The 26,275-nt window shown below is 74.9% G+C and carries 19 protein-coding genes and 1 pseudogene; 3 read left to right on the plus strand and 17 right to left on the minus strand.

Annotation, left to right across the window (positions count from 1 at the left end; genetic code table 11):
• Positions 1-262 precede the first annotated feature (262 nt).
• Both ACIQVI_RS21160 and ACIQVI_RS21165 read left to right on the plus strand, forming a co-directional pair.
• A complete protein-coding gene (locus ACIQVI_RS21160; protein WP_403597994.1) occupies positions 263-1,351 on the plus strand; it encodes a nitrous oxide reductase family maturation protein NosD in 1,089 nt (362 codons plus the stop codon).
• Positions 1,352-1,429: 78 nt separating this feature from the next.
• A complete protein-coding gene (locus tag ACIQVI_RS21165) occupies positions 1,430-2,476 on the plus strand; it encodes a methyltransferase (RefSeq protein ID WP_351974200.1) in 1,047 nt (348 codons plus the stop codon).
• A 105-nt stretch (positions 2,477-2,581) separates the two neighbouring features.
• Here ACIQVI_RS21165 and ACIQVI_RS21170 read toward each other — a convergent pair whose 3' ends face one another.
• Genes ACIQVI_RS21170 through ACIQVI_RS21200 form a run of 7 tightly spaced genes read right to left on the minus strand, consistent with a single transcriptional unit; the run spans position 2,582 to position 7,884 of the window.
• Positions 2,582-2,917, minus strand: a complete 336-nt coding sequence (locus ACIQVI_RS21170; RefSeq protein WP_351972920.1) for a TcmI family type II polyketide cyclase — start codon at positions 2,915-2,917, stop codon at positions 2,582-2,584.
• Positions 2,918-2,967: 50 nt separating this feature from the next.
• Complete coding sequence (locus ACIQVI_RS21175; protein ID WP_351972921.1) at positions 2,968-3,447, minus strand: SRPBCC family protein; 480 nt, start codon at positions 3,445-3,447, stop codon at positions 2,968-2,970.
• A 1-nt stretch (position 3,448) separates the two neighbouring features.
• Positions 3,449-3,709, minus strand: coding sequence for an acyl carrier protein (locus ACIQVI_RS21180; protein ID WP_351972922.1), 261 nt, complete (start codon positions 3,707-3,709; stop codon positions 3,449-3,451).
• Positions 3,706-4,983, minus strand: coding sequence for a ketosynthase chain-length factor (locus tag ACIQVI_RS21185; protein WP_403597999.1), 1,278 nt, complete (start codon positions 4,981-4,983; stop codon positions 3,706-3,708). Before ACIQVI_RS21185 ends, ACIQVI_RS21180 begins: the two co-directional genes overlap by 4 nt.
• Positions 4,980-6,248, minus strand: coding sequence for a beta-ketoacyl-[acyl-carrier-protein] synthase family protein (locus ACIQVI_RS21190; protein ID WP_403598002.1), 1,269 nt, complete (start codon positions 6,246-6,248; stop codon positions 4,980-4,982). The genes ACIQVI_RS21185 and ACIQVI_RS21190 overlap by 4 nt, the downstream gene beginning before the upstream one ends.
• Positions 6,245-6,706, minus strand: coding sequence for a cupin domain-containing protein (locus ACIQVI_RS21195; protein ID WP_351972925.1), 462 nt, complete (start codon positions 6,704-6,706; stop codon positions 6,245-6,247). Before ACIQVI_RS21195 ends, ACIQVI_RS21190 begins: the two co-directional genes overlap by 4 nt.
• Before the next feature lie 53 nt (positions 6,707-6,759).
• Complete coding sequence (locus ACIQVI_RS21200) at positions 6,760-7,884, minus strand: TcmI family type II polyketide cyclase (protein ID WP_351972926.1); 1,125 nt, start codon at positions 7,882-7,884, stop codon at positions 6,760-6,762.
• A 290-nt stretch (positions 7,885-8,174) separates the two neighbouring features.
• Between ACIQVI_RS21200 and ACIQVI_RS21205 the strand changes: the two genes are divergently transcribed.
• On the plus strand, positions 8,175-9,830 hold the full coding sequence (locus ACIQVI_RS21205; protein WP_403598006.1) for an FAD-dependent oxidoreductase: 1,656 nt from the start codon (positions 8,175-8,177) through the stop codon (positions 9,828-9,830).
• 99 nt (positions 9,831-9,929) lie between these two features.
• Here the strand turns inward: ACIQVI_RS21205 and ACIQVI_RS21210 are convergent, their stop codons facing one another.
• The 10 genes and pseudogenes from ACIQVI_RS21210 to ACIQVI_RS21255 form a co-directional block, all read right to left on the minus strand.
• Complete coding sequence (locus ACIQVI_RS21210; protein WP_403598009.1) at positions 9,930-11,567, minus strand: alpha/beta hydrolase; 1,638 nt, start codon at positions 11,565-11,567, stop codon at positions 9,930-9,932.
• Positions 11,568-11,779: 212 nt separating this feature from the next.
• Entirely contained in the window at positions 11,780-12,460 is a 681-nt protein-coding gene (locus ACIQVI_RS21215; protein WP_403598012.1) for a 4'-phosphopantetheinyl transferase family protein, read from the minus strand.
• Positions 12,461-12,569: 109 nt separating this feature from the next.
• Entirely contained in the window at positions 12,570-13,871 is a 1,302-nt protein-coding gene (locus ACIQVI_RS21220; protein WP_403598015.1) for an MFS transporter, read from the minus strand.
• Between the two features lie 295 nt (positions 13,872-14,166).
• Positions 14,167-14,508: a hypothetical protein gene (locus tag ACIQVI_RS21225; RefSeq protein ID WP_403598018.1), complete on the minus strand. Its 342-nt coding sequence runs from the start codon at positions 14,506-14,508 to the stop codon at positions 14,167-14,169.
• Positions 14,505-15,791, minus strand: coding sequence for a glutamate synthase-related protein (locus tag ACIQVI_RS21230; protein ID WP_403598021.1), 1,287 nt, complete (start codon positions 15,789-15,791; stop codon positions 14,505-14,507). Before ACIQVI_RS21230 ends, ACIQVI_RS21225 begins: the two co-directional genes overlap by 4 nt.
• Positions 15,788-16,801: an asparagine synthetase A gene (locus ACIQVI_RS21235; RefSeq protein WP_351972805.1), complete on the minus strand. Its 1,014-nt coding sequence runs from the start codon at positions 16,799-16,801 to the stop codon at positions 15,788-15,790. The genes ACIQVI_RS21230 and ACIQVI_RS21235 overlap by 4 nt, the downstream gene beginning before the upstream one ends.
• Before the next feature lie 64 nt (positions 16,802-16,865).
• Complete coding sequence (locus ACIQVI_RS21240; RefSeq protein WP_403598024.1) at positions 16,866-18,182, minus strand: methylaspartate mutase; 1,317 nt, start codon at positions 18,180-18,182, stop codon at positions 16,866-16,868.
• Positions 18,183-18,322: 140 nt separating this feature from the next.
• Positions 18,323-18,715 (minus strand): annotated as a pseudogene (locus tag ACIQVI_RS21245) (cobalamin B12-binding domain-containing protein); the annotation flags it as partial.
• A 177-nt stretch (positions 18,716-18,892) separates the two neighbouring features.
• Positions 18,893-19,108 (minus strand): MbtH family protein, encoded by a 216-nt coding sequence (locus ACIQVI_RS21250; protein WP_053640767.1) that lies wholly within the window; start codon positions 19,106-19,108, stop codon positions 18,893-18,895.
• Positions 19,105-26,271 carry an amino acid adenylation domain-containing protein gene (locus ACIQVI_RS21255; protein ID WP_403598027.1) on the minus strand — a complete coding sequence of 2,389 codons (7,167 nt, stop codon included), beginning with the start codon at positions 26,269-26,271 and terminating at the stop codon, positions 19,105-19,107. Before ACIQVI_RS21255 ends, ACIQVI_RS21250 begins: the two co-directional genes overlap by 4 nt.
• Positions 26,272-26,275: the final 4 nt, after the last annotated feature.

The raw sequence follows: 26,275 nt of genomic DNA on the forward strand, positions 1-26,275 counted from the left end.
GCGGGACGGAGGGGGGTGGGGCGGTCTACGGGGGCACCGGGGTACGGGGGACGGGGCGGGGCCCGGATCGGAGCCCGGATCAGGACCCGAATCAAGACCCGGATCGGGACCCGGATCAGGGCCCGGCGTACGGCCCGGATCAAGGCCCGGCGTGCGGCCCGGCGTACGGCCCGGTCGGTGTCCCGGTGGCGTTCGGGGGACGGGCTGCCCGGCCGGGTGATCAGCGGTGGCGGGCCGGTGGGCCCGCTCATAGCTTCGCCCTATGACCAGACGACAGATCGCCCTCGTGGCCTGTGCCGTGGCCGTCGTGACGACCGGCGTGGGCGCCGCCCCGCCCTCCGCCCCCGACGCCGCCTCCGCCTCCCCGTCCGCCTCCCGGAAGGTGCACCGGGTGAAGCCCGGCGAGTCGATCCAGAAGGCCGTGGACGCCGCGCGCCCGGGGGACAGCATCGTCCTCTCCCCCGGCACCTACCGCGAGAGCGTCACCATCACCACGCCGGACCTGACCCTGCGGGGCTCGACCGTCTTCCCCACCGTCATCGTGCCCGGCAAGGCCGCCTCCGGCGCGTGCGCCGAGGCCGGGCACGGCATCTGTGTGACCGGCACCGCCCAGCGCCCCGTCGAGAACGTCACCGTGCGCTCCCTGACGGTCCGGAACTTCGCCAGGAACGGCCTGTGGGCCTCCCGCACCGACCGGCTGACGGTCCGGGGCGTGACCGCCGAGAAGAACGGCAACTGGGGCATCGCCCAGGAGCGTTCCGTGCGCTCCGTGCTGACCGGCAACACCGCCCGGGACAACGCCGACGCCGGCCTCTTCGTGTCCAACACCACCGACACGGAGGAGGGCGCCGTCGACGCGAAGGGCACGCTGATCAGCCACAACCGCCTGTCCGGCAACCGGATCGGCCTCACCGTGCGGCGGCTGCGGAACGTCACCGTCGACCGCAACGAGGCGACCGGCAACTGCGCCGCGGTCTTCGTGGTGGGCGACGAGTCCACCCCGCGCGCCGGCGCGATGAGCCTGCGCCGCAACCACGTCCACGCCAACAACAAGTACTGCCCCAAGACCCCCCGCCTGCCCTTCCTCCAGGGCTCGGGGATCGTCCTCACCGGCGCCGAGGAGACCCTGGTGGCCGACAACCGGATCGAGGACAACAAGGGCACCTCGCCGCTGTCGGGCGGCATCGTGCTCTTCAAGAGCTTCGTGGGCGCCCTCAACGAGCGCAACGAGATCCGCGACAACGTCGTGCTCCGCAACGGCACGGCCGACCTCGCCAACCGCGACACCGGCAAGGGCAACACCTTCCGCGGCAACACCTGCGAGGTCTCCGAGCCCGCGGGCATGTGCTGACCCCGCTCCTCCCCCTCCCCCACTCCCACCCCCACTCCCCTGTTTCCCCCCGGCACGACAGAGAAGGCAAGGCGACAGATGACGACCGTTGACCCGGTGAGGACCGTCGACCCCGCTCCCCCGCCGCCCATGCGGCTGAGGGAGCTCGTTTTCGGAGCGGCGTGCGCCGCCGCCGTGCGGGCCGCCGCCCGGCTCGGCGTGGCGGACGCCCTCCAGGACGCGCCCGCGAGCGTGGAGGACCTGGCGGCGGCGGTGCAGGCCGAGCCGCGGACGCTGCGCCGGCTGCTGCGCGCCCTGGCCTGCCAGGGGATCTTCGCGGAGCAGCCCGACGGCACCTTCGCGCACACCGAGATGTCCCGGCTGCTGCGCGAGGACGACCCGCACAGCCTGCGGTACATCGCCCTGTGGTGCACCGAGCCGTGGACGTGGGACGTCTGGCCGAGGCTCGACGAGGCGGTGCGCTCCGGCGGCAGCGTCTTCGAGGACGTGTACGGCAGGGAGTTCTTCCCGTACCTCAACGAGGACGCGCCGGAGTCCGCGTACGTGTTCAACCGGGCCATGACCACGTCGAGCCGGCAGTCCGCGCAGGACGTGGCCGACCTGATCGACCTGACGGGCGCGGCGTCGGTCGCGGACATCGGCGGCGGTCAGGGGCACGTCCTGGCGAGCCTCCTGGAGCGGCACCCCGCCCTGGAGGGCACGCTGCTCGACCTGCCGGGCGTGGTGGGGAACGCCGACCCGCGCCTGCGGGAGGGCGGCGCGCTCGCCTCCCGGGCCCGGGTCGTGGCCGGGGACTGCCGCGAGGACATCCCGGTCGAGGCCGACGTGTACGTCCTCAAGAACATCCTGGAGTGGGACGACGACAGCACCCGCAGGGCGCTCGCCAACGTCCGGCGGGCGGCGCGGCCCGGCGCCCGGGTCGTCGTGATCGAGAACCTGGTGGACGACACGCCCTCGATGCGGTTCACGACGGCGATGGACCTGCTGCTGCTCCTCAACGTCGGCGGTGCCAAGCACACCCGGGAGAGCATGGTGGAGCGGCTGACGGACGCGGGTCTCGTCATCGGCGGGGTCCGCCCGGTGAACGCGTACCTGCACGCCTTCGAGTGCACCGTCCCCGCCTGACCGGAGGAGTCCCCTCCCCCGGGTCTCCCGGGGGAAACCCGAGGCCGCCGGCTCCGCGTCGTACGCGGGGCCGGCGGCCTTCGGTTTCCCGTGCCTCGGGTCCGGTCAGGAGGCGGGTTCCCGCTCCCAGCGGTAGAAGCACCGCGCCATGGCGTCCTGGGGGGTGCGCCAGGTCTCCGGGTGGTACGCGCTGACGTACGTCGACAGGCGCTCGCTGACGTTCCGGAACTCGGGGTGCCCGGTCAGCTTCGCGATGGCGGGCGCCGGGTCCCGCTCGGACTCGATGAGGTGCAGGTAGACGTCGTCGCCGAACTGGAAGAGGCTGCGGCGGGAGACGCCCACCAGGTGGGGCAGTTCGCCGCCGTCCGAGGCGGCGAACACGTCGGCGATCGCCGGCGCCGAACCGGGCGCCATGCGGGCGACGATCAGGGCGTGGTGCATCGGGCGTTCCTTCCTGGGACCACTCGGTCCGCTCGGTCTGCTCGGTCTGCTCAGTCGGAGAGGACCGGGGCGGGCCGGCGCTCGCGGGCGACCTGCTCGATGCGGTCCCGGATCAGGGCCATCTGGGTGCGGGAGTTGCGGTTGATGTTGTCGGTCATCCAGTCGTCGTCGACCGGGGCGTCCGGCTTCATCGCGAAGTCCTGCACCCAGCGCATGTGGACGCCGGCCGGGGTCTCCTCGTACTCCCACCGGATGTCCATGTGGGCGAAGGGTCCGGTCTCGACGCGGCGGGCGGTGACGGTCCGGCGCGCGCGGTCCGGGGTGCGCTCCGAGACCCAGCTCCAGACCTTGCCGGACTCGTCCGGGTGCATGGTCAGGCGGAAGGTCGTCGTGTCGCCCTCGCGGGAGAGGATCTCGACGGAGGCGTACTCGCTGAAGAGGGAGGGCCAGTTCTCGAGGTCGTTGGTCACCTCCCAGACGAGGTCGAGGGGCGCGTCGACGGTGATGCTGTTGTCGGTGTGTCCTGACACGTCAGACTCCGGTGGTGAGGGTGCTGTTGACGAGGCCGAGGAAGTCGGCCGGGGTCTTGCTGCGCTCCGCGTCGGGCGGGAGCGCCACGCCGTAGCGGTTCTCCAGCTCGCCGACGATGCCGAGCAGGCCGAGCGAGTCGACGCCGAGGGCGCTGAAGGGCACGTCCGAGGCGTTGCGGAGGTCCTCGGGGGCGACGGTGACGCCCGCCGACTGCTTGACCAGCGCGGCCAGCTCGTCGAAGGTCAGTTCGGTGATGCTCATCTCTGCTCTCCTTCTCCCGCCCGGGTCCACCGGGCGGTCTCGTCGCCGCGGCGCACGACCAGCGCGGCGTTGGATCCCATGAGGCCCCTGCTGAGGACGAGGGCCGTCCGCAGCTCGGCGGGGCGGGCGCGCGACACCACCAGATCGATGTCGTGGCAGATGTCGAACACGTTCGGGGTGGGGGGCACCAGGCCGTGTTCCATCGCGAGCACCGCGGCCGCGACGTCCAGGACGGGGGCCCCGCAGTAGGCGCGGCCGGTCCCGGTCTTGGGCGCCGTGACGGGCACCCGGGCGGCGTGCGGGCCGAGGGCGTCGGCGAGCGCCAGGACCTCGGCGCGGTCCGCCTCGGGGACGCCCAGGGCGTCGGCGAAGACGACGTCGATCTCCTCCGGGGCGCAGCCGGCCTCGTCGAGGGCGACCCGGATCGCGCGGGCGAGCCCCTCCCGGGACTCGGCCCAGCGGGAGGCGCCGGTGAACGTGGCGCCGTGTCCGGCGACGACGGCCCGGACGGCCGTCCCCCGGTCGCGGGCCCGGTCCTCGTCCTCCACGACGAGCACGGCGCCGCCCTCGGCCGGCACGAAGCCGCAGGCTCCGGCGGTGAAGGGACGGTAGGCCCGGTCGGGCTCCTCGACGGTGCTGAGCTCGGGGTAGCCGAGCTGGCACACCATCGAGTACGGGGCGAGGGGGGCCTCGGCGGCGCCGACGACCATCGCGCCCGTCCCGCGCCGTACGGCCCTGGCCGCGTGGGCGAGGGCGTCCAGACCGCCCGCCTCGTCGCTGGCGACCACGCCGCACGGTCCCTTGAAGCCGCTCCGGATGGAGATCTGGCCGGTGCTGGCGGCGTAGAACCAGGCGATGGACTGGTACGGGCCGACGAACTTGGAGCCCTGGCCCCACAGCTTCTGCAGCTCCCGCTGGCCGAACTCGCCGCCGCCGGATCCGGCGGCGGTGACCACGCCGATGGAGTACGGGTCCCCGGGAGCGTCCCGGCCGAGGCCGGCGTCGTCGAGGGCCAGCGAGGCCGCCGCCATGGCGTAGTGGCTGAACCGGTCGGTCTGGACGAGGAAGCGGTCCTCGATGAGGGTCGAGGCGTCGAAGGACCTGACCTCGCCCGCCACCTTGAGGGGCAGGTGCTCGCACCCCTCGCGGGTGATCCGGTCCAGGACGCCGATGCCCTCCTGGACGGACTTCCAGTACGTGTCGGCGCTCAGTCCGTTGGGGGCGATCACCCCGATGCCGGTGACGACGGCGCGCTTGGGCTGCTCCGTGCTCATCGTGTCCTCCCTGCCGGCTCCGTCAGGAGCACGGCGGACTGGAAGCCGCCGAAGCCGCTGCCGACCGAGAGCACGTTCCTGAGCTTCCGGGGGCGGGCGGTGCGCGGCACGTAGTCCAGGTCGCACTCGGGGTCGGGGACCTCGTAGTTCGCCGTCGGGGGCACCACCTGGTGCTGGAGGGCGAGGACGCAGGCGGCGACCTCTATCGCGCCGATGGCCCCGAGCGAATGTCCCACCATGGACTTGATGGAGCTCATGGGGGTCTCGTAGGCGTGGGCGCCCAGGGAGCGCTTGACGGCGGCGGTCTCGTGCCGGTCGTTCTGCCGGGTGCCCGAGCCGTGCGCGTTGACGTAGTCGATCAGCGTGGGGTCGAGCCTGGCCTGGTCGAGCGTGCCGTCGATGGCCCGGGACATCTCCAGGCCCTCTCCGGTGAGACCGGTCATGTGGTAGGCGTTGCCGTAGGTGGCGTAGCCGCCGATCTCGCAGTAGATGTGCGCGCCGCGCGCCCGGGCGTGCTCGTACTCCTCCAGGACGAGGACCGCCGCGCCCTCGCCCATGACGAAGCCGTTGCGGCGGTCGTCGAAGGGCTTGGAGGCGTGCTCGGGGTCGTCGTTGTCGGGCGAGGTCGCCTTGATGGCGTCGAAGCAGGCCATGGTGATCGGGGAGATCGGCGAGTCCGACGCCCCGGCGATGCAGACGTCCGCCCGGCCCTCCTGGATGGTGTGGAAGGCGTAGCCGACGGCGTCGAGGCCGGAGGTGCAGCCGGTGGAGACCGTCTGGACCGGGCCGCGGGCGCCGAAGCGCTCGGCGACGAACGAGGCGAGCGTGCTCGGGGAGAACGCCAGGTGCAGTTTGGGGTCGGCGGCGCGGTGGTCCACGTCCCACCGCTGTCCGCCCGCGCTGACCAGGACGTAGTCGTGTTCGAGCCGGGTGGTGCCGCCGACGGCGCTGCCCAGCGAGACGCCGACGCGCCACGGGTCCTGGGTGGCGGTGTCGAGCCCGGAGTCGCGGACGGCTTCGCCGGCGGCGACCGCGGCGAACTGGATGTACCGGTCGGCGTGCAGGCTCAGCTCGGGGTCGAGGCCGTGGGCCAGCGGGTCGAAGTCGCACTCGGCGGCGATGCGCGAACGCAGGCCGGCCGGGTCGAACAGGGTGATGCCGCGGGTCGCGGTACGGCCTTCGGCGAGGAGGTCCCAGAAGGCCGCGGCTCCGGTGCCGCCCGGGGCGACCACGCCGATCCCGGTGACGGCCACGCGCCGGTTCACTCGATGGCCCCGGTGCGTTCGGGGACCTGACCGGGGCCGCCCACGGTCAGCTGCGGTCCGACGGGCGCGGTCAGCGTCTCCTCGGTGTCGACGTGGCCGAGGCTCGGGTGCGGGGCGAGCGGGCCCAGGTGGAAGACCATGCGGGCCTCCTCGTCGCCGACGTTGCGGAAGCGGTGCCGCACGTCGATCGGGATCAGGAGCCCCTGGTCGGGCCGGAGCGCGTACGTCTCGCCGTCCAGGTCCACTTCGAGGGCGCCGGAGACGACGTACACGAACTCCTCGGAGTACGGGTGGTAGTGCTCGCCGATGCGCTCGCCGGGCTTGACGATGGCCAGGCCCATGAAGCCGCTGGTGGAGCCCACGGCGGCCGGCGTGAGCATGGCCCGCAGGTCACCTCCGCGCCTGCGGTTGGGCTCCGTCTCGTCCAGGCTCACGATGAGGGGCTGCTGGTGGGGCATGGGTGATACCTCCGGGTGGGGCGGTGGCGTCCGGGCGGGGCCGCGGCCGTCGGTCAGGAGTCCGCCGAGGTGCGGTCGGTGACGGGCAGCATGTCGGCGTGCGACAGGAGCCGGTTGATGTTGCGGTCCGTCGTCAGGGAGCCCTCGACGCCGATCGCGGCGCCGTCGAGGAGGGCTTCGAGTTCCGCGGCCTTCCCGGGGCCCTTGAGGCCGAGGGAGGCGACGGGGTCGAGGTCGAGGTCGCCGGTGACGTCGACGAGGCGCACCACGATGTCGTCGCGGTGGAAGACGGTGCTGCCGTACACCGGGCTGTCCGGGTCGTCGGCCGCGGCGGCGTCCTGGTGGGCGAGCAGCCGGGCCAGGTCCATCCCGCGGCCCTCCTTCGCCGGGTAGTACAGCGCGTGGCGCCGCAGGCCGGCCGGGGCGGGCCGGTCGGCCACCACGTGGTGCACGGCCGGGAGCGCGGCCCGGGTGAAGAAGACGCGGGCCGACTCGGGGTCGGTGAGGTCCCGCTCCTGCTCCAGGTACGGGTTGAGGGCCTCCTCGACGGCGCGGACCTCGGGCTGGCGGGCGACGTGGCGCAGGGCCGCGAGGAGGTCGCCCTCGACCTCCACGGCCCGCACGACGCGGTTGCCGTGCATGAAGAGGGAGGTGCGGCGCAGCCGGGTGTTCTCGTCGACCTGGGCGCGGGGCGAGTCGTAGCCGGCGAGGATCTCCGCGACCTTGGACTCCGAGCCCGGCTTGACGGTGAAGGTCAGGGCGTGGCGGGCCACGCCGTCGCCCTCGCGGGCCGCGACCTGGAGGTCCGCCGGCGCCGCGTCCTCGGCGAGCGGCCGGCCGCCGCCGGTCTCCCGCAGGACGCTGTAGCGCATCGAGCGGGTGTCCCGGACGCAGCTGTGCATCGGCTTGACGACCTCGACGTGGTCCTCGCTGTTCACCCAGGCGAGGAAGGGCGGGGCGCTCTCCCACTCGCTGGTGATGAGCCACTGCGAGGGGTTCTCGATGGACTGGCAGAGCTGGTCGCTGATGTGTCCGGGGACGGCGGCGACCTGCTTGCGCATCAGCTCGTACGCTTCGAGGAACTGCTGCTGGGCGCCTTCGTACAGGTCGAGCAGCAGGATCACGCGCAGCCTGGAGCCGTCGAACGCCGATTGCGAGACACGTGCCGAAACGGTCATCCGGCGCACCTCTTCTTTCTTCGGGAGTTTCCTGGGGGGCTTCTTCGGATCTTCTTCGGATCTTCTTCGGGAATCCGCTTCGGGGAAGCCGGGAGGGGACCGCCGTGCCGAGGGGCAGGGGTCGTCATGTGCCGATCGTCTGCGCGTCCCCGCGGGTCGCGCGAGTTCCACGGGGCGGATGAGTGAACCGCGCGTCATTCGGGTGCCCCGGACGCGCGAAGCGGTTTCCGGAGGGCATGGATCTCCATCCCACCCCCGACTCGCGTCACAGGTGACGCTGGAGGCACTCGATGAACCGATTCGAAGGGTCCGGCGAGGTCGTCCACCGCACGTCCGTCCTCATCGTCGGCGGCTCTCTGGTCGGACTGTCCGCCTCGCTCTTCCTCGGACGCCTCGGCGTGCCGCACGTGCTCGTCGAGCGCCACGCCGGCACCTCGATCCATCCGCGCGGGCGCGGCAACAACGTCCGCACGATGGAACTGTTCCGGGGCGCCGGAGTGCGGCCGCGCATCCGGGACGCCGCATCGGTCCTGTCCGGCAACAACGGCATCCTCCAGGCGCCGAGCCTGGCCGGGGACGCCGGCGAGTGGCTGTTCCGGGAGATCGACCCCGGCGGCGGCCTCGCCCGCTTCAGCCCCGCCGAATGGTGCCTGTGCAGCCAGAACGACCTGGAGCCCGTGCTGCGGGAGACCGCCCTCGAACTGGGCGGGGACCTGCGCTACGCGACGGAGCTGATGTCCTTCGAGCAGGACGCCGAAGGGGTGACCGCCCGGGTCAAGAGCCGCGAGACGGGCGAGCACACCACCTTCCGCGCCGACTACCTCGTCGCGGCGGACGGCCCGCGCAGCCCCGTGCGCGAACGGCTCGGCATCGGGCAGAACGGCCCCGGCGACCTGTTCCACAACGTGAGCGTCACCTTCACCTCGCGGAACCTCACGGACGTCGTCGGCGACCGGCGCTTCATCGTCTGCTACCTGACGGACCCGGGGGCCGACGGGGCCCTCCTGCCGGTCGACAACCGGGAGCGCTGGGTGTTCCACGCGCCCTGGCACCCCGAGCGCGGCGAGACCCTGGAGGAGTTCACCGACGAGCGGTGCCGGGAGCAGATCCGGCGGGCCGTGGGCGTGCCGGACCTCGACGTGGAGATCACCGGCCGGGCCCCCTGGCACGCCGCCCAGCGGACGGCCGAACGGTACGCGGAGGGGCGGGTGTTCCTGGCCGGCGACTCGGCCCACGAGATGCCGCCGACCGGGGCCTTCGGCTCCAACACCGGCATCCAGGACGCCCACAACCTGGCCTGGAAGCTGTCCGCGGTCCTGGACGGCTGGGCCGGTCCCGGCCTGCTCGCGTCCTACGACGCGGAGCGCCGCCCGGTCGCGGAGGCGACCAGCGCCCGCGCCTCGGCCCGTTCGGTCGAGCACAGCCACCCGGGGTACGCCCCCGATCCCGGCGTCGCCCCGGCGGGCCGGAAGGGCGGCATCCTCAACGTGGTCCTGGGCTACCGCTATCCGCGGGGCGCGGTCCTGGGCGCCGACGGAACGCTGCCGGTCGTGCCCGACGGGCTGCGCCTCACGGGCGAGCCGGGGACCCGGTCGCCCCACCTGTGGCTGGACCGGTCCGGCGACCGGATCTCCGCCCTCGACCTGTACGAGCGGTTCCCGGTGCTGCTGAGTTCGGCGGGCGGCACGGGCGCGTGGCACGCCGCGGCGGCCCGGGTCGCGGAGCGGCTGCCGGTGCCGCTCGTCTCGTACCGGATCGGCGCGGGGCCGGACGCCGAGCTGGTCCCGGAGCCCGGCACGGACTGGGCGGAACTCCACGGGGTCACGGAGGGCGGGGCGGTCCTCGTCCGGCCCGACGGCTTCGTCGCGTGGCGCTCCGAGGAGGCCGTGGAGGACCCGGAGGAGGTGCTGCGGGCGGCCCTCACGGCGCTCTTCGACCCGGCGTGACCCGAAGCCTCCTTTCCGCCCGGGGACTCCGGGCGGAAAGGAGGCTTCGTCGTGGGCGGCGCGGGGGCTCCCCCACCGGCGCCGCCCGTGCGGAACCGGTCAGAAGCGGTCCTGCCGGCCAGGAAGGCCGGGGAGGCCCGGGAGACCCGGCAGGGCCGGAAGGCCCGGGAGCGCCGTCGGCGGGAGCCGCAGGCCGTCGAGCCGCTGGTTCGCCGGGGTCCGGCAGGTCAGGTCCTTGAGCGGCAGCCGGCCCGTCACCAGGTAGGCGGTGGTGAACTTGTCGGCGCAGGACCCGGAGCCGTAGACGCCGTGCCCCACCCCGTCCAGGACGGTGATCATCCGGGAGCCCTTCATGGCCCGGCGCATCCCCTGGCCGCTGACCAGCGGCGTCTGGGAGTCCCACTCGTTCTGCAGGACGAGCGCGCGGACGGTGTTGTTCACCTTGGTGGCCGGCTCCGCGCCCTGCCCCCAGAACGCGCAGGGCTTGATGTGGGACGCGAAGTCGCCGTACAGCGGGTAGGCGGCCTTGTCGCGGATCGCGTCGCGGCGGTACTGCTCCGGGTCGCGCGGCCAGGCGCGGGTGTCGGCGCACACCACGGACCAGAAGCTCGCGTCCCCGTTGTCGGCCGGGACGGAGCGGGCGAAGGACGGCCGGGCGGGGGCGGTCGGCGGGCCGCTCCGCGACGGGGCGGCGGTCGGGGCCTTTCCGGCGGCGGCATCCCTGAGTTGGGCGACCGTCTCGGCGGCGTCCGCCACGTAGAAGAACATGGCCCGCCAGGAGCGGATGTCGTCACCGGACAGGAGCAGGCCGTCGAAGGCTATGGGCTTGCGGTTCGCCCCGGCGACCAGGTTCCAGAAGGTCGCGCGGACCTCGGCCGGGGTGCTGCCCAGCCCGTACGTGGCGTTCCGCGCGGCGGTCCACTCGGTCCACCGCGTGAACGCCGGCTCCGCGCCCTCCGCCCACACCTGGATCATGCCCCGCCAGATCCGCTCGGGGTCGGCCGCGCTGTCGAGCACGAACCGGTCGGCCCCCTTCGGGAACAGCTGCGCGTAGACCGCGCCCAGGTAGGTGCCGTAGGAGTAGCCCAGGTACGAGATCCTCTTCTCGCCGAGGACGGCGCGGATCACGTCCATGTCCCGCGCGGTGTTGCGGGTGCTGAGGTGGGGCAGTACGGCCCCGTTGCGCTTCCGGCACTTCTCGGCGACGGTCCGCGCCCAGCGGACGTCCTTGTCGAACGTCTCGGCCTTGTAGGGGCGTTGCCAGTTGAGGTCGTCGTCGTTCAGGCCGCAGCCCACCGGGGAGCTCTGGCCGACGCCCCGGGGGTCGAACCCGATCAGGTCGTACCGCTTCTTCACGGCGTCGGGCAGCTCCGACGCCAGGTACAGGGGCATGTCGAGGCCGATGCCGCCGGGGCCGCCGGGGTTGAGGAGCAGGACGCCGCGCCGGTCCTTGGCGCTGGTCGCCCTCGTCCGGGAGATCGCGACGTCGAGCTTCCCGCCGTCCGGGCGGCCGTAGTCGAGCGGCACCTTGATCGTCGCGCACTCGAAGTTCGCCGGGGTCTGGGCGTCGCAGCGCTTCCACTTCGGCTTCTGCTGCGTGTACTGCTTCAGGGGATCGGCGGCGGCCGCCGCCCGGAACGCCGGGGCGGCCGCGGAGGCGGCGGCGGGCGTGAGGGCGGGCAGGAGCGTCGCGGCGACGCCCATGGCCACGAGGGATGCTGTTCGCCTGTTTCTCACCGTGGGTCAGATCCTTGCGGGAGGTGGATGATCCGGTCTCATGCACCCTTGCTCATACGGAAGTTGGACGAATCCTCCGCCGGGTCACGATCGTGTCCGACCTCAGGAGTAGCGCACGGCGCGGCGAATGGTTCCCGAGGCGGAGAACGCGACGGGCCGTTTTCCCGTCCGGGCCGCCCGCGCCCTCCGTGGAGGGGCGGGCGGCCCGGGCGTCACAGGCGGAGGGCCACCGCCGCGTGGTGGCCGTCCGGGACGAGGACGTCGGCGAGGAGCCATCCGGCCGGGGCGGCGGGGACGGGCCCCGCGCCCACGTAGTCGGCCGACGGGTCGGCGCCCAGGCCGATCCCGAGCCCCTTCAGATACGCCTCCTTCCTGGTCCAGACGCGGGCGAACGCGTCGGGCCTGCGGGCCGGGGCGAGGGCGGTGAGCTCCGCCGCCTCCGCCGGGTGGAGCACCTCACCGGCCTCCGCGACCGTGTGCGGCGGCGGCACCCGTTCGATGTCCACCCCGACCGGCGTGGACGCGAGGGCGATCAGGCTCAGTCCCTCGCAGTGCGAGAGCGAGAAGTGCAGGCGCCCGTCCGGGAGTACGGGACGGCCGTGCGGCTCGCCGCAGCAGGGGCACGGTGCCCGGGCGACCGACACGGCCCGGGGCGCGATCCCCAGATGGGCGCCGAGCAGCCGGCGCAGCCCCGCGTGGGCGCACAGGTAGGTGGCCCGGTCGCCGGGCCGGCGGAACTCCCCGGCGCGGGTCAGCTCTGTCCCGTCCAGGAGGAGGGACGCGTACCGGCCGACGGTCTCCTGGTGCGTCCCGGTGGCCACCAGCCACAGCTGCGGCCGCGCGGGCCGGAGGCCGGGGAGGCCGGGCAGGGCCGTGGTGAGGAGCGGGAGCACGGCGGGGACCAGGGGGGCGGAGGACGGAGGGGCGGAAGGCGGAGGGGCGGGCGGTCGAAGGGTGGGTGGTCGGAGGGTGGGTGGGAGAACCGGCTGGGTCATGTCTGCCTCACACGGAAGTGGCGGTGGGCTCCGGGACGGTACGGACGCGGTCGTCGGCACGGGGGGCGTCCGGTTCCGTGCCGTCGCCGCTCTTGTCGCCGCGCAGGGCGAGGGCGGCGGCGACCGGGGAGAGGAGGGCGAGGCCCGCGCACAGCAGCCAGGTCCCGGTCACCCCGAGGTGCAGCGAGACGGGGGTGAAGACGGCCAGGGAGAGCGGCGCCGCGCCGATGCCGGAGAGGGTGAAGGTGGACATCGCGGCGCCCATCCGGCCTTCGGGGACGGCCTGTTGGTAGGCGGTGACGAGGGCGGGCCCGTTGAGGCCGGAGAGGAGTCCGACGGCGCCGGCCGTGGCGGCGAGCACGGGGGCGGTGGGGACGAGCGCCATGGCCGCCATGCCGGCCGCGAGGCCGGTTCCGGTCACCACGAGCTTGGCGTGGGCCGGGATGCGGTGGGCGAGGGCCGCGCCGAGGGCGGCGGACGCGAGCGCGCCGGCGCTGAAGGCGGCCAGGACCAGGGCGACGGCGCCGATGCCCCAGCCCCGGTCGGCGGCGCGCAGGGGCAGGGCGACCTCGGCCGGCCACAGGAACGCCAGGTCCATGCAGAAGCAGGCGACGAACATCCACCGCAGGCGCCGGTGGGCGGCCAGGAGGCGGAAGCCGTCGCCGGACCGGGCCAGGAGGGAGGGCCCCTGCGGGACGCGGGCGGGGCGGGTCATGCCGTGGGTCACGTGGGCGGCGCACCCCAGCCAGACGACGCAGCCGATCGCGGCCGCCGCGATGGCGCCGGGGAGGCCGCCGGCGATGACGAGCCAGGCCCCGAGCGGCGATCCGGCGATGGGGGCCAGGCGCAGCACCATGGAGAAGAGGGAGTTGGCCCGGCCGAGCTGCTCCTGGGAGGCGAGGCGGGGCAGCAGGACCCCGGAGGCCGGGCCGGTGAGGCCGAGCAGGGCGCCGTCGACGAGGGCGATGGCGATCAGCGGCCACAGGCTCTCGGTGGTGACGGTGACGAGCGCCCCGGCCGCGAGGACGGCGACGCGGACGCTCGTCGCGCGGAGCAGGACGGCCCGGGGCCCGAGCACGTCGGTGAGGGCGCCGCCGAACAGGAGCAGCAGGGCGCGCGGGAGGGTGGCGGCGAGGGTGACGGCCGTGACGGCACCGCGGCCGCCCAGCTGGACCGCGGTCCAGCTCATGGCGATCAGCAGGGCGAAGCTGCCCGCCTGAACGGCGGCCTGGCCGACGACGAGGCTGCTGACGCGCGGCCAGTCGACGAAGGGCTTGTCACCGGGCGGGGCGGGGGTCGTCGTTCCCATGGGGTCGGCTTTCTGTCGTCGGAGGAGGCGGGCGCGTGCGGGCACGCGGGTGTACGGGGGGGGCGGTCCGGTGGACGCCTCGGGCCGTTGTGCGGGCCCTGGGTGGGTCCCGGATCGGGTATTTCTGGAGTCGGGTATGTCCGGGGTCGGACAGGTCTCGGTCAGCACAGACCTCGGGCCGGGCGGCCCCTGATCGGGTTCGGTCGGGTCGGGTCTCGGTCAGGAGGGGTCCCAGGCCGGGCGGACCCGGTCAGGGCGGGCCCCTGGTAGGGCGGGCCCGAGGTGGGCGGCCCCGTCAGGGTGGGGACGTCCGGGTCATGGGTGGTGGAGGGATCGGGACGTGGGCGGTTCCGGTGTCGCCGCGGAGGTACGCGGCGACGGCGAGGGCCACCGCGCGGTCGGCGGCACGGCGTACCGCGCGGCGGCCCCGCGGGGACCGGGCGGCGGTCCGGGGGGTGCGGAGTTCGACGCGGCCGCCGAGGTGGCCCCGGCCCGCCTCCGTGAGGGCGCGCTGCGCGCTGTGCCGGGCCGCCGCCGCGGCCCGCTCGTCGGGGGCGGTCACGGCGATGCCGGGCAGCTCCCGTACGGAGAAGCGGGCGTGCACGGTGCGGCAGCCGCGCGGCCGGCGCGCGGTCACGGTGTCACCCCGGCCGGAAGGCCGGGGGACGGGACGGCCGGGTGGCCGTCGGGCCACCACAGGTCCTCGGGCCCGAGGGCGGTCACGCTGTACTTGCCCAACGCGCTGACGAGCAGCCGCAGTTCGAGGGCGATGCTCTCGACGAGGCGTTCCAGGCCGTGCTCGGGGTCCTCGTCGACGGCGACGAGCGCGGCCCGGCCGAGGCCGGCGGCGGTGGCGCCGAGGGCGAGGGCGCGCAGGACGCGGCCGCCCTCCCACATGCCCCCGCTGGCGAGGAGGCACCCGGCGGGGCGCCCGACGCGGCGCAGGCATTCGCCGAGGGGCAGGCCGACCTGGTCGAGGAAGGCGCCCGGGGCCCAGCCGGTGCCGCCCTCGGCCCCGTCGACGGTGACGGCGTCCGCTCCGGCCTCCCAGGCGGTCCGGGCGGCGTGGGCGATGTCGCGGCCGGGGTGGAACTTCACCCAGGTGCGGGCCTTGGGGAAGTTGTTGCGCATGAAGCGGAGCTGCTGGCGGAGGATCTCGTCGGTGAAGGTGCCGGGGGTGGCGCAGCGCAGTTGGCGCGCGCCCTCCGGGTCGAAGACCTCGCGCACGGTGAAGCGGCGGGCGAGCCGCTCCGCCTCGGCCCGGTCGACGACGGTCATGCCCCCGAGGCCGGGCTTGGCGCCCTGTCCGGTCTTCAGCTCGAAGGCGAGGCGGCCGGTCTCCAGGAGGGGGCGGGCGGCGGGGTCGCTGTAGAGGAGGTTCCAGACCTCGGAGTCGGCGTCCTCGGTGGACTGCTGGACGACGACGCCGCCGGCGCCGTCGGGCGCGGCGTCGAGGTAGGCCTCGACGCGGGCGAGGAGGGCGGAGCGGGTGGCGTCGCCGGCCCGGCGGTAGCCGTGGACGGGGATCATGTTCTCCCCGACGACCATGGGGATGCCGAGGCGGGCGGCCTGTCGGCTCGCGTGGACGGCGAGGTCGCCGCTGCCGGCGCGGGTGGAGCCGAAGGCGGACAGGTAGAGGGGCAGCCGGGCGGTGAGGCCGCCGGTGCGGGTGGTGAGGTCGACGTCGGTGAACTCCGGTTCGCGGGCGAGGTCGATGAGCTTCTCCAGCCGCTCGGGCATGAAGACGGGCGGGACGATGCGCGCCCGGTCGAGGGCGTCCCCCGGGCCGGGGGCGGAACCGCTCGGACCGAAGAGGCGCGTGCCGTACGCGGCGGGGTCGGGGAAGACCTCGGCGGTGCCGCCCCGGGCCCGGGCGCGTACGGCCTCCTCGGGGAAGCCGGGGGCGTCGAGGCCGGTCACGGGGCCACCGCCCCGGGGAGCTTCGGGTAGGCGCTGACCTGCCAGAGGGCGTCGAGCCCGGTGAGGAAGCGGACCAGGCGCTGGAGGCCCATGCCGAAGCCGGCGCTGGCCGGAATGCCCTCGCGGGCCTCCTTGAGGTACCAGGCGTACTTGGCGGGGTTCTCGCCGCTCTCCCTCATGCGGGTGACGATGGTGGCGTAGTCGGACTCGCGCTCGCTGCCGGAGACCAGTTCGCCGTAGCCGTGCGGGGCGATCAGGTCGAAGTTGCGCAGGACGCCGGGGCGTTCGGGGTCCTCGCGGTCGTAGAAGCCCCGGGAGCCCTTGGGGTAGTCGTCGATGAAGAAGGGCCGGTCGCTCTCCAGGGAGAGGATCCGCTCGCCGGTCCAGTCGATCTCGCCGTCGGGGTTCTGCGGGTGGCCGGAGGCCAGGAGGCGGGCCACGGCCTCGTCGTGGGTGCGGACGTCGTACTTCCCGGCGCGGACGTCGGCGAAGTCGCCCTCCTGGCGCCCGAGTCCGGTGAGGAGGTCGGGGACGGCCGTCCAGACGTGTTCGGCGACGTGGGTGAGCAGCCCGGCGGCGATCTCCTGGGCGTCCTCACGGCTCGCGTCGGCGATCTCCACGTCGATCTGGTGGAACTCGACGAGGTGGCGGCCGGTGGTGGCGGTCTCCTCGGGCTCCACGCGGACGTTGGGAGCGATGTAGAAGAGCTTCGGGAAGCCGCGCAGGGACGCCTGCTTGTAGAGGATGGCGCTGGTCATCAGCTTGTAGGGGTGCCCGTAGTAGTCGACGTCCAGGGCCTTGGCGCCGCGCCCGCCGGGGTCGGTGACGGGGCCGACGAGCGGCGGCAGGAGTTCGGTGAAGCCCTGGCCGTACAGGAAGTCGCGGGCGGCCCGGAGGGCTTCCTGCTGGACGAGCATGGCGGTCCGCAACTGCGGCGAGCGGAGGTGTTCGCCGAGCGGGGGCGGTACGGCCGGTGCGGCCGGCAGGTCGGCGGGGCGGGGCTGGTCCATGACGGGACTCCTGTTCGTGACGGGCGCGGGTGGGTGCGGACGGGCGCGGGCGACGGGCGGGCGTTCAGACGGTGAGCGGGGCGGCGCGCGGGCGGTCGCGGCCGTCCTCGTCCCCGTCGCGGTGCCACGGGCCGTCGTAGCGGCCGGCGACGTGGTGGAGGGCGGTGAGCAGGCCGTCCGCCGTGAGGGGGGTGGCGTCGGCCGCCGGGTCGGCGGGGATCGGCATGGCGCCGGTACGGGCCCAGCGGAGCCGGCCGGCGGGGTCGATGAAGCCGCGGGAGCGGCCGGGGTTGTCGGGGTGGAGGCAGAAGGGGACGTCGAGCAGTCCCCGGGCGAAGGCGTCCGGCAGGGCGCGGGACAGGTCGGGGTGGAGGCCGAGGACGGTCTCGATCAGGGTGCGGGCCTCCGTGTACACCTCGCCGTCCCCGTCCGTCGCGGGGCCGGATTCCGGGGGTCCGGCGAGCGCTGCGGCCGCGGCGGCGGTCTCCAGGGCGCGGACGTTCTCCGCGACGGTGGGGATGCGGTGCGCCTCGGCGGCGGTCTTGACGATCAGCCGGCCGGCGCCGGAGCGCACGGCGAGGCGGGCGGAGGCCTCCAGGAGGCGGGTGGCGCCCCGTTCGGTGCGGGGGAAGACGCCCATGTACGTGTAGAGGACGACGTGGTGCTCGACGCCGGCGGGGAGGAATTCGGCGGCGAGGCGGCGCAGGGCCCGTACGGCCTCCTCGTCCTGGCCGGGGTCGGTCTGCTGGGCGTAGCTCAGGGAGACGCTGCGCAGCCCGTACTGGGCGAAGAACAGGCACTCCAGGACGCTGGTGGCGACCAGGAGGCCGGGCGGGCAGAGCTGGCCGAGCAGGCAGCCGCCGAAGCTCTCCAGGTGCGGGGTGGTGCCGGGGCGCGCCGTGCCGGCGAACAGCTCGCAGGCGCGGGCCCAGGCCTCGACGGACTCCCGCAGGGGGGTGCGGCCGTAGGGCAGGCAGTACGAGACGGGGCCGCCCTCGGTGGCGGTCAGACCGGCGGCGGTGAGGGCCGCGATGATCGTTCCGGGCCGGGCGGAGCCGTGGCGGACCTGTACGGGGAAGTCCTCGTCGTGGAGCCCTTCGAGGAGGTCGCGGGTGGTCTCCGGGGTGTGGGTGGCGATCGGGTAGCCGTTGAGGGAGGCGCCCTCGGCCACGGCGGCGCGGGCGGCGGCGAGGTCGCCGACGCGGGTGTAGCTGTCGACGGTCAGGGTGCCCACGGTGTGGGCGGTGGCGGCCCGCGTCCGCGCGAGCCCCGCCCGCATCAGGCCCGGGTCCCCGAAGCCCATGCGGGGCTGGACGACGAGCCGCCCGGCGGCGGCCGAGTCCGCGACGAACGCCCCGAAGGAGGAACCGGCGGCGGTCAAGCCGGCACCTCCCGAAGGGATTCGACGGCTTCCCGCCGAGGTCCGACGACTTCCGAGCGGGCCCCACCGCTCTCCGGACGCGCCCCGACGGCTTCCCGGAGCGACCCGACGGCTTCCCCGCGCGGCGCGGCGGGAGCCCGCCGCGCCCCGGCGGCCAGGAAGGCGCGCAGGGCGTCCAGGTCCTCGCCGAGGACCGCGTCGCAGCCGGCCTCGGTCAGGTGGGTGACGTCCGCCTCCTGGCGGTGTCCGGCGACGCCGAGTTTCCCGCCGAGGACCACGGGCACGGCGGCGAGGGCGGGCTCCGCGCGGAGGCGGCGGACGGCGGTGAGGCCGTCGCGGTAGCCGTGTCCGTTGACGCTGCTGAGCACCACCGCGTCGGGAGCGTGCCGCAGACAGGCGGCGGCGAGCAGCTCGGCGTCCACGCAGGGACCGAGCCCGACGACCTCGTGCCCCAGCTCCTCGAGGAAGAGACCGAGGTACACCAGATTCCACGTATGGGAATCCGACGCGGTTCCGCTCAAGAGAATCTTCATGCCTGAAGAATAGATTTCGGCACACCCCCGGAGGGGAAGTCGGACCGGCAGCAAGGACCGGCACTTTCATGTCGCGGCCGAAGCGCCGGCACCCTTGCCACGGAAAACGGAAAGGCGCCGCGTCCCGCTGCGGAAGCGGGTGCGGCGCCTTTCCGGGTCTCCCCCGGCGGGGCGGTGTCAGGCGTACTGGGCGACGAGGCCGCGCGGGCGGATGTCGGTCCAGTGGGTGGTGACGTACTCCAGGGCCTCGGCCCGGCCGGTGGGGCCGTGGACGCTGGTCCAGCCGCCGGGGACGTCCGCGAAGGCCGGCCACAGGGAGTGCTGGCCCTCGTCGTTCACGACGACGTGGAAGGTTCCCTCGGCGTTGTCGAACGGGTTGACGGAATCGCTCATGACTGGCTCCTCATTTCCTTCTTCTGCAGGGCGGAGAGTTTCTCCGAGAGAATGCTTCCGATGTGGGCGAATGGTTCTTGTCCGGCCATTTCCAGGTGCCCGCATTCGACGGTGTGATTGTCGACGATTCCCTGGACGTGGGGAATCCAGGTGGCGGCGAGGGCGCCTTCCGGTTCGCCCGGCCGGCGGGCGGTGAAGAACACCGCGTCGGTGTCGGCGACCCCCGGCACGTGCCGGGCCATGAGCCCGGCGTGGGTCTCGGAGGCCCGCAGCACCGCCCGGAGCTCGGTGTCGGAGAAGCCGGCGAGGACGGGGTCCTCGCGGCGGATCCGCGCCACCGCCTCGGCGAGGTCCCCGGCGGGTGCCGCCGCCCGTTCCTCCGGCGGCAGTACGGAGACGCTGCCGGGTCCGGTCTGGTGGACGTCCATCAGGGCGAGGAGCTCGACCCGTTCGCCGGCCTCGCGGAGCCGTACCGCCATGGTGTGGGCGACGATGCCGCCGTACGACCAGCCGAGCAGCCGGTAGGGGCCCCAGGGCTGGATCCGGCGGATCCGCTCCAGGTAGTCGTCGGCCATCTCCTCGACGCTGCGCGGCCGGTGGCCGGGGTCGCTGAGGGCGCGGGCCTGGAGGGCGTACAGCGGCTGGTCGTCGCCGAGGTGGCGGGCGAGGCCCGCGTAGGCCCAGCCGACGCCGGTCCCGGGGTGCACGCAGAACAGCGGGCGGCGGGTGCCCCGGGTGCTGAGCGGCAGCAGGACGCCCAGGGCGGCGGCCGTACCGTCGTCGCTCCCGGCTCCGTCTTCGTACGGGCCGAGGAGTCCGGCGGGGGTCGGCAGCCGGAAGAGGTCGCGGACGGTGCGCTCGACGCCCAGGACGCCGCGCATCCGGTTGACCAGGCGGACGCCGAGCAGGGAGTGGCCGCCCAGGGTGAAGAAGTTGTCGTCGATGCCGACCTCCGGCACGTCGAGGATCTCGGCGAACAGGGCGCACAGCACCTCCTCGCGCGCGTTGCGGGGCCGCCGTCCGCCCTCGGCCGGGGCGGGCCGGTGGGGGGCGGGGAGGGCCGCGCGGTCGGGTTTGCCGTTGACGGTCAGCGGCAGGGCGTCGAGGACGACGACGGCGGAGGGCACGAGGTGTTCGGGGAGCGTGGCGCGGGCGGCGGCGAGGAGTTCGGCCTCGGTGACGGAGCCGCCGGCGCGGGGGACGGCGTAGCCGACGAGGGTCTTCTCGCCGGGCCGGTCCTCGCGGACCACGGCGAGGGCCTGGCCGACGGCGGGGTGGTCGGCGAGCGCCCGCTCGACCTCGCCGGGTTCGATCCGTACGCCGCGCAGCTTGATCTGGCCGTCCGCGCGGCCGAGGAAGCGGAGTTCGCCGTCGGGGGTCCACAGGACGCGGTCGCCGGTGCGGTACATGCGGCTGCCGTCGTTCTCGAACGGGTCGGGGACGAACCGTTCGGCGGTCGTGCCGGGGCGGCCGACGTAGCCCCGGGCCAGGTGCGTGCCCGCGAGGTACAGCTCGCCGGGGACGCCGGGCGGCACGGGCCGCAGCGCGTCGTCGAGGACGTGGCCGCGGGTGTTGTCCATGGGCCGGCCGAGGTGGACGCCGGCGCCCCGCAGGGCGCGCTGTCCGGTGGTGAACCACTGGTTGTGGGAGGCGAAGGTGGTCTCGGTGGGTCCGTAGGAGTGGACGAGGACGGTGTCGGGGCAGTGGGTGAGGACCCGCTGCACGGCGGCCGGGGAGGCGACGTCCCCGCCGGTCCACACCTCGCGCAGGGCCCGGAGGGTGTCCAGGCCCTCGTCGGCCATGACGTGGAACAGGCCCACGGTGAAGTAGGCGCAGGTGACGCCGTGCCGGTGGACGGCGCGGGCGGTCTCGGCGAGGTCGGTGCCGTCGCCGGGGATGATCACGAGGCTGCCGCCGGAGAGCAGCGGCGGCCACGTCTCGAAGACGGAGGCGTCGAAGCCGGTCGCGGAGTGCACCAGCATCCGCCGGGGCCCGCCGGTGGCGAGGTCGCGGTCGGCGGCGAGTTCGAGGACGTTGCGGTGGGTGACGCCGACGCCCTTGGGCCGGCCCGTCGATCCGGAGGTGAACATCACGTACATCAGGTCGTCGCCGGTGGCGGGGGCGTCCTCGTGGTGCTCCTCCCCCGGTGCCGTGCCGGGCGCGTCGACGTCGAGCACGGCGGCGGGGAACCCCGCCGGGAGGGCGGCGGCGCGCGCCGTGTCGGTCGCCACCAGGCGGGCCCCGGCGTCCTCGGTCATCAGCCGGATCCTGGCCCCGGGCAGGCGGGGGTCCAGCGGGAGGTACGCGGCGCCGCACTTGAGGACGGCGAGCGCCGTCACGACCAGGGGCACGCCCCGGTCGAGGAGGACGCCGACGGTGTCGCCCCGGCGCGTCCCGGCCGCGCGGAGGCGGGCGGCGAGCGCGTCGGCGCGGGCGTCGAGTTCGCCGTATCCGACGGTCCCGTCGTCGGTGACGAGCGCGGGGGCGTCGGGGGTGCGCGCGGCCCGGCGGGCGATCCGCTCGTGGACGGTGTCCGGCCCCGGGGGCGGCACGGTGGCGGTGTCGTTGTGCTCGCCGACGAGCCGGAGGCGGTCGGCGTCGGTGAGGAGGTCGACGTCCCCGATCCGTACGCCGGGGTCGGTCGCGGCGGCGCGCAGGGTGCGGTCCAGGTGGGCGGCGAGCAGGGCGGCGGTGGGGGCGTCGAACAGGTCCGTGGCGTACTCCAGGCCGCCGGTCAGGCCGCCGGGGCGGCCTTCGGCGTCCCGCAGCTCGGTCAGGGCGAAGGTGAGGTCGAACTTGGTGGAGACGGTGTCGAGGAGGGCGGGTCCGCCCTCCCGGAAGAGGTCGCGGGCGGCGGCCGCGCCGGGGGCGTCGCGGGTGTAGTCGTGGTGGAGCTGGACGACGACCTGGGCCAGCGGGTGGTGGGCGGTGGTGCGGACGGGGTTGAGGTGTTCGACGACGCGGTCGAAGGGGAGTTCCTGGTGGGCGTAGGCGGCGAGGTCGGCGCGCCGGACGCGTTCGAGGAGTTCGGCGAAGGTGGGATTGCCGGAGGTGTCGGTGCGCAGCACCAGGGTGTTGACGAAGAAGCCGACCAGGTCGCCCAGGTTCTCGTCGTCGCGTCCCGCGGTCATGGTGGCGAGCGGCAGGTCGGTGCCGGCGCCGTGCCGGGTGAGGACGGCGGCCAGGGCGGTCTGGAGGACCATGAGGAGGGTGGTGCCGCTGCGCCGGGCCAGGGACTCCAGGGCCCGGTGGGCGGCGGGGTCGAGGGCGACGGGGGCGTGTCCGCCGCGGTGGGTGGCCTCGGCGGGCCGGGGCCGGGCGGAGGGCAGTTCGAGGACGGGCGGCGCTCCGGCGAGGGTCTTCTCCCAGAACTCCAGGTGGTCGCGGGCGGCGGGCCCTTCGGTCAGGTCGCGCTGCCAGAGGGTGTAGTCGGCGTACTGGACGGGCAGCGGCTCCCGGTCGGGGGCGCGGCCCTCGGCGCGGGCGAGGTAGGCGGTGGTGAGGTCGGCGAGGAGGGGGCCGGTGGACCAGCCGTCGGCGGCGATGTGGTGGACGAGGAGGACGAGGACCTGCCCGTCGGGCGCGTCCTCCCCGGTGTTCAGGAGGGTGGCCCGCAGCGGGGTGTCCTCGGCCAGGTCGAAGACGTGTCCGGCGGCTTCGGCGACGGCTTCGGGGAGCCGCGCGGCAGGGACGGTCCGCACGTCGAGCGGGGGCCGGACCCCGGTCAGGACCTCCTGGTGGGGTTCGCCGTCGACGGTCCGGTAGCGGGTGCGGAGCACCTCGTGGCGGTCGGAGAGGTCGGCGAGCGCCCGGGCGAGGGCGTCCGGGTCGAGCGGCGCGGCCGGCCGCAGGACGAGGGGGATGTTGTAGGAGGTGCCGGGGCCTTCGAGGGTGTCGATGAACCACAGGCGGCGCTGGGCGTACGAGAGGGGGAGCCGGGCGGGCCGGTCCGGGCGCGGGACGGGCCGGGGCCGGGGGGTCGCGGCGGTGCCGTCGGGGCCCGGGGCGGTCTCGCGGCCGGCGATGCGGCGGGCGAGGGCCTCGGGGGTGGGGGCGAGGAGGAGGTCGCGGACCTGGACGTCGGCGCCGAGGCGGGCGCGGATCCGGTTGGCGAGGCGGACGCCGCTCATGGAGTGGCCGCCGATGGTGAAGAACCCCTCGTGCGGGTCCACCCGGTCCAGGCCGAGGACCTCGGCGAACAGCTCGCACAGGACGTCGACGTGGGCCGGGGGCGGTTCCGTGCCGGCGTGCGCGGCGGCCAGGGCCTCCTCGGCGGCGGTCTCGACGGCGCGGGCGGCGGTGCGGGCGCGCCGCCCGTCGAGGGCGAGCCGGTCGGCGGGGGTGACGAGCGCGGTGTCCGGGACGGGGTCGCCGGGCCGGTCGGCGGCGGTGCGCAGGGCGCGTTCCAGGGCGGCGAGGAGGAGCAGGGCGGTGTCCTCGTCGAGGACGTCCGTGGCGTACTCCAGGGCGATCCGCAGTCCGGCGGGGGCGCCGTCGGCGTCGCGGAGTTCCTCGCAGGCGGCGGTCAGGTCGAACTTGGTGGTGGCCGGGCCGTCCGCGGCGAACCGGCCCTCGCTCGCGCCGAGCCGGAACGTGTCGTCGCCGGTCCCGGTGGTGCGCAGGGTGAGCATCACCTGGAAGAGGGGGTGGACGCCGGGCGTGCGGGGCGGGTTGAGGTGCTCGACGAGGAGGTCGAAGGGGAGGCCCTGGTGGTCGAAGGCGGCGAGGACGGTGTCGCGGACCCGTCGCAGGAGGCCGGTGAAGGCGGGCCCGCCGGAGGTGTCGGTGGGCAGCACGAGGGTGTTGACGAAGAAGCCGACCAGGTCGTCGAGGGCTTCGTCGTCGCGTCCGGCGACGGGGGTGCCGAGGGCGACCCGGTCTCCGGCTCCGGCCGCCCGCAGGGCGAGGCCGAGGGCGGCCTGGAGGACCATCAGCACGCTGGCGTGGTGCTCCTCGGCGAGGCGGACGAGCCGGGCGTGGACGTCGGGTCCGAGGAGGGCGGTCACCTGGGCGCCGGCGTGGTCGCGGACGGCGGGCCGGGGCCGGTCGAGGGGCAGGTCGGTCGCTTCGGGCAGGCCGTCGAGGGCGGCCCGCCAGTGGGCGAGGCCCCGGGCGGTGAGGGAGTCGGGGTCGTCCGGGGTGCCGAGGACGTCGTTCTGCCAGAGGGTGTAGTCGGCGTACTGGACGGGCAGCGGCTCCCAGTCGGGGGCTTCGCCTCCGGTACGGGCGGCGTGGGCGCGGGCCAGGTCGGTCATCAGGGGGGTGAGGGACCAGCCGTCGCCCGCGACGTGGTGGAGCAGGACGGCGAGGGTGGCGCCGGGGCCCTCGTCGGGGACGAAGAGGGCGACGCGCAGGGGCAGTTCGCGGGAGAGGTCGAAGGTCTCGGCGGTGAAGGCGGCGACCCGGTCGGGGAGTTCGGCGGCGGGGCACTCGACGGTGCGGAGCCGGACGGCGGCGGGGGCCAGGACGTGCTGGTACGGCTCGTCGTCGGGCGCGAGGAACACGGTGCGCAGCACCTCGTGCCGTTCGGCGAGGTCGGTGACGGCGGCGGCCAGGGCGGTCCGGTCGGGCACCTCGTCCAGGTGGAGGACGACCGGCATGTTGTAGGCGGCGGACGGGCCGTCGAACTGGTTGACCAGCCAGAGGCGCCGCTGTGCGTGGGAGAGCGGCACCCGGTCCCCGGCCGGCAGGGGCTCCTCGTGGACGACGGGGAGGCGCGGGGCGGTGGTGCGGAGCTTCTTCCGGTCGATCTTGCCGGAGCTGGTGCGGGGCAGGGCGACGACGACGCTGACGGCGGGCACGGCCGCGGGCGGCATCCGGTCGCGCACCCGGGCGCGCAGCTCCTCCGCGCCGGTGCCGCCCTCGGTGACGACGAAGGCGACGAGCCGCTTGACGCCCTCGGCGTCCTGCTGGGCGACGACGGCGGCCTCCCGGACGGTGGGGTGGCCGGCGAGGACGGAGTCGACGGCGGCGGGGTCGATGCGCTGGCCGCCGATCTTCACCTCGTCGTCGAGGCGCCCGTGGTAGAGGATCTGCCGGTCCTCGCCGACGGTGACGAGGTCGCCGGTGCGGTAGGCGCGCTCGCCGTCCAGGGTGGTGAAGCGGCGGGCGTTCAGCTCGGGCCGGTGCAGGTATCCCCGGGTCAGTCCGCCGCCCAGGAGCCAGAGTTCACCGGCGACGACGGCGGCGCGGACGCCGGGCAGGGGCCGTCCGATGGGGACGGGGCCCGCCTCGTGCCGGGTGAGGTCGGCGACGGTGGCGACGACGGTGGTCTCGGTCGGGCCGTAGCCGTTGAGGAGGCGGATCCGGTCGCCGGCCAGGCCGCGCCACTGGGCGATCCGCTCGGGCAGGACGGCCTCGCCGTAGACGAGGACGGTGCGCAGCTGGTCCGGGAGGCGGACGGAGCCGGTGGTCAGGACGTGGACGAGCTCGTGCCAGTAGGCGGCGGGCAGGTCGAGGAGGGTGATGCCGTGGCGCGCGCAGCCGGCGAGGAGTTCGCCGACGTCGAGCATGTCGTCGGTGCGCAGGACGAGGGTGCCGCCCGCGCCGAGGGTGGGGAAGACCTCCTGGACGCTGGCGTCGAAGTGCAGCGGGCTGAACTGGAGGACCCGGGAGTCGGGGCCGATGCCGTAGGCGGGGGTCGCGCCGGCGACGAAGTGGGCGAGGGAGTCGTGGGCGACGACGACGCCGTTCGGGGTGCCGGTGGAGCCGGAGGTGTAGATGACGTAGGCGGCGCCCTCCTCCGTACCGGGCCCGTCGAGGACGAGTTCGCCGTGCCGGGCGACCTCGGCCGGGGTGGGGGCCAGGTCGCCGCAGGCGTCCCGGAGGATGGCCGCGTTGCGGGCGTCGGGGGCCTGGACGTCGAGCGGCAGGTAGGCGGCGCCGGTGGTGAGGACGGCGAGGAGGCCGACGATCGCGTCGACGCCCCGGGGCCGGTGGAGGGCGACGAGGCGGCCGGGGCCCGCGCCCAGGGCGGCGAGCTCCCGGGCCCTGCCGTCCACGGCCTCGGCGAGCCGCGCGTACGTCAGGCGGGTGTCGGCGTGGACGAGGGCGGGGGCGTCGGGGCGGGTGCGGACCTGGTGGGCGAACAGGTCGAGCACGGGCGGGGCGGGGGCGGGAGAGGGTCCGCCGTCGAGCAGGTCGTCCGTTCCGCTGGGGGGCATTCTG

The organism is Streptomyces sp. NPDC098101, from assembly GCF_044760185.1.
Lineage (GTDB): Bacteria > Actinomycetota > Actinomycetes > Streptomycetales > Streptomycetaceae > Streptomyces.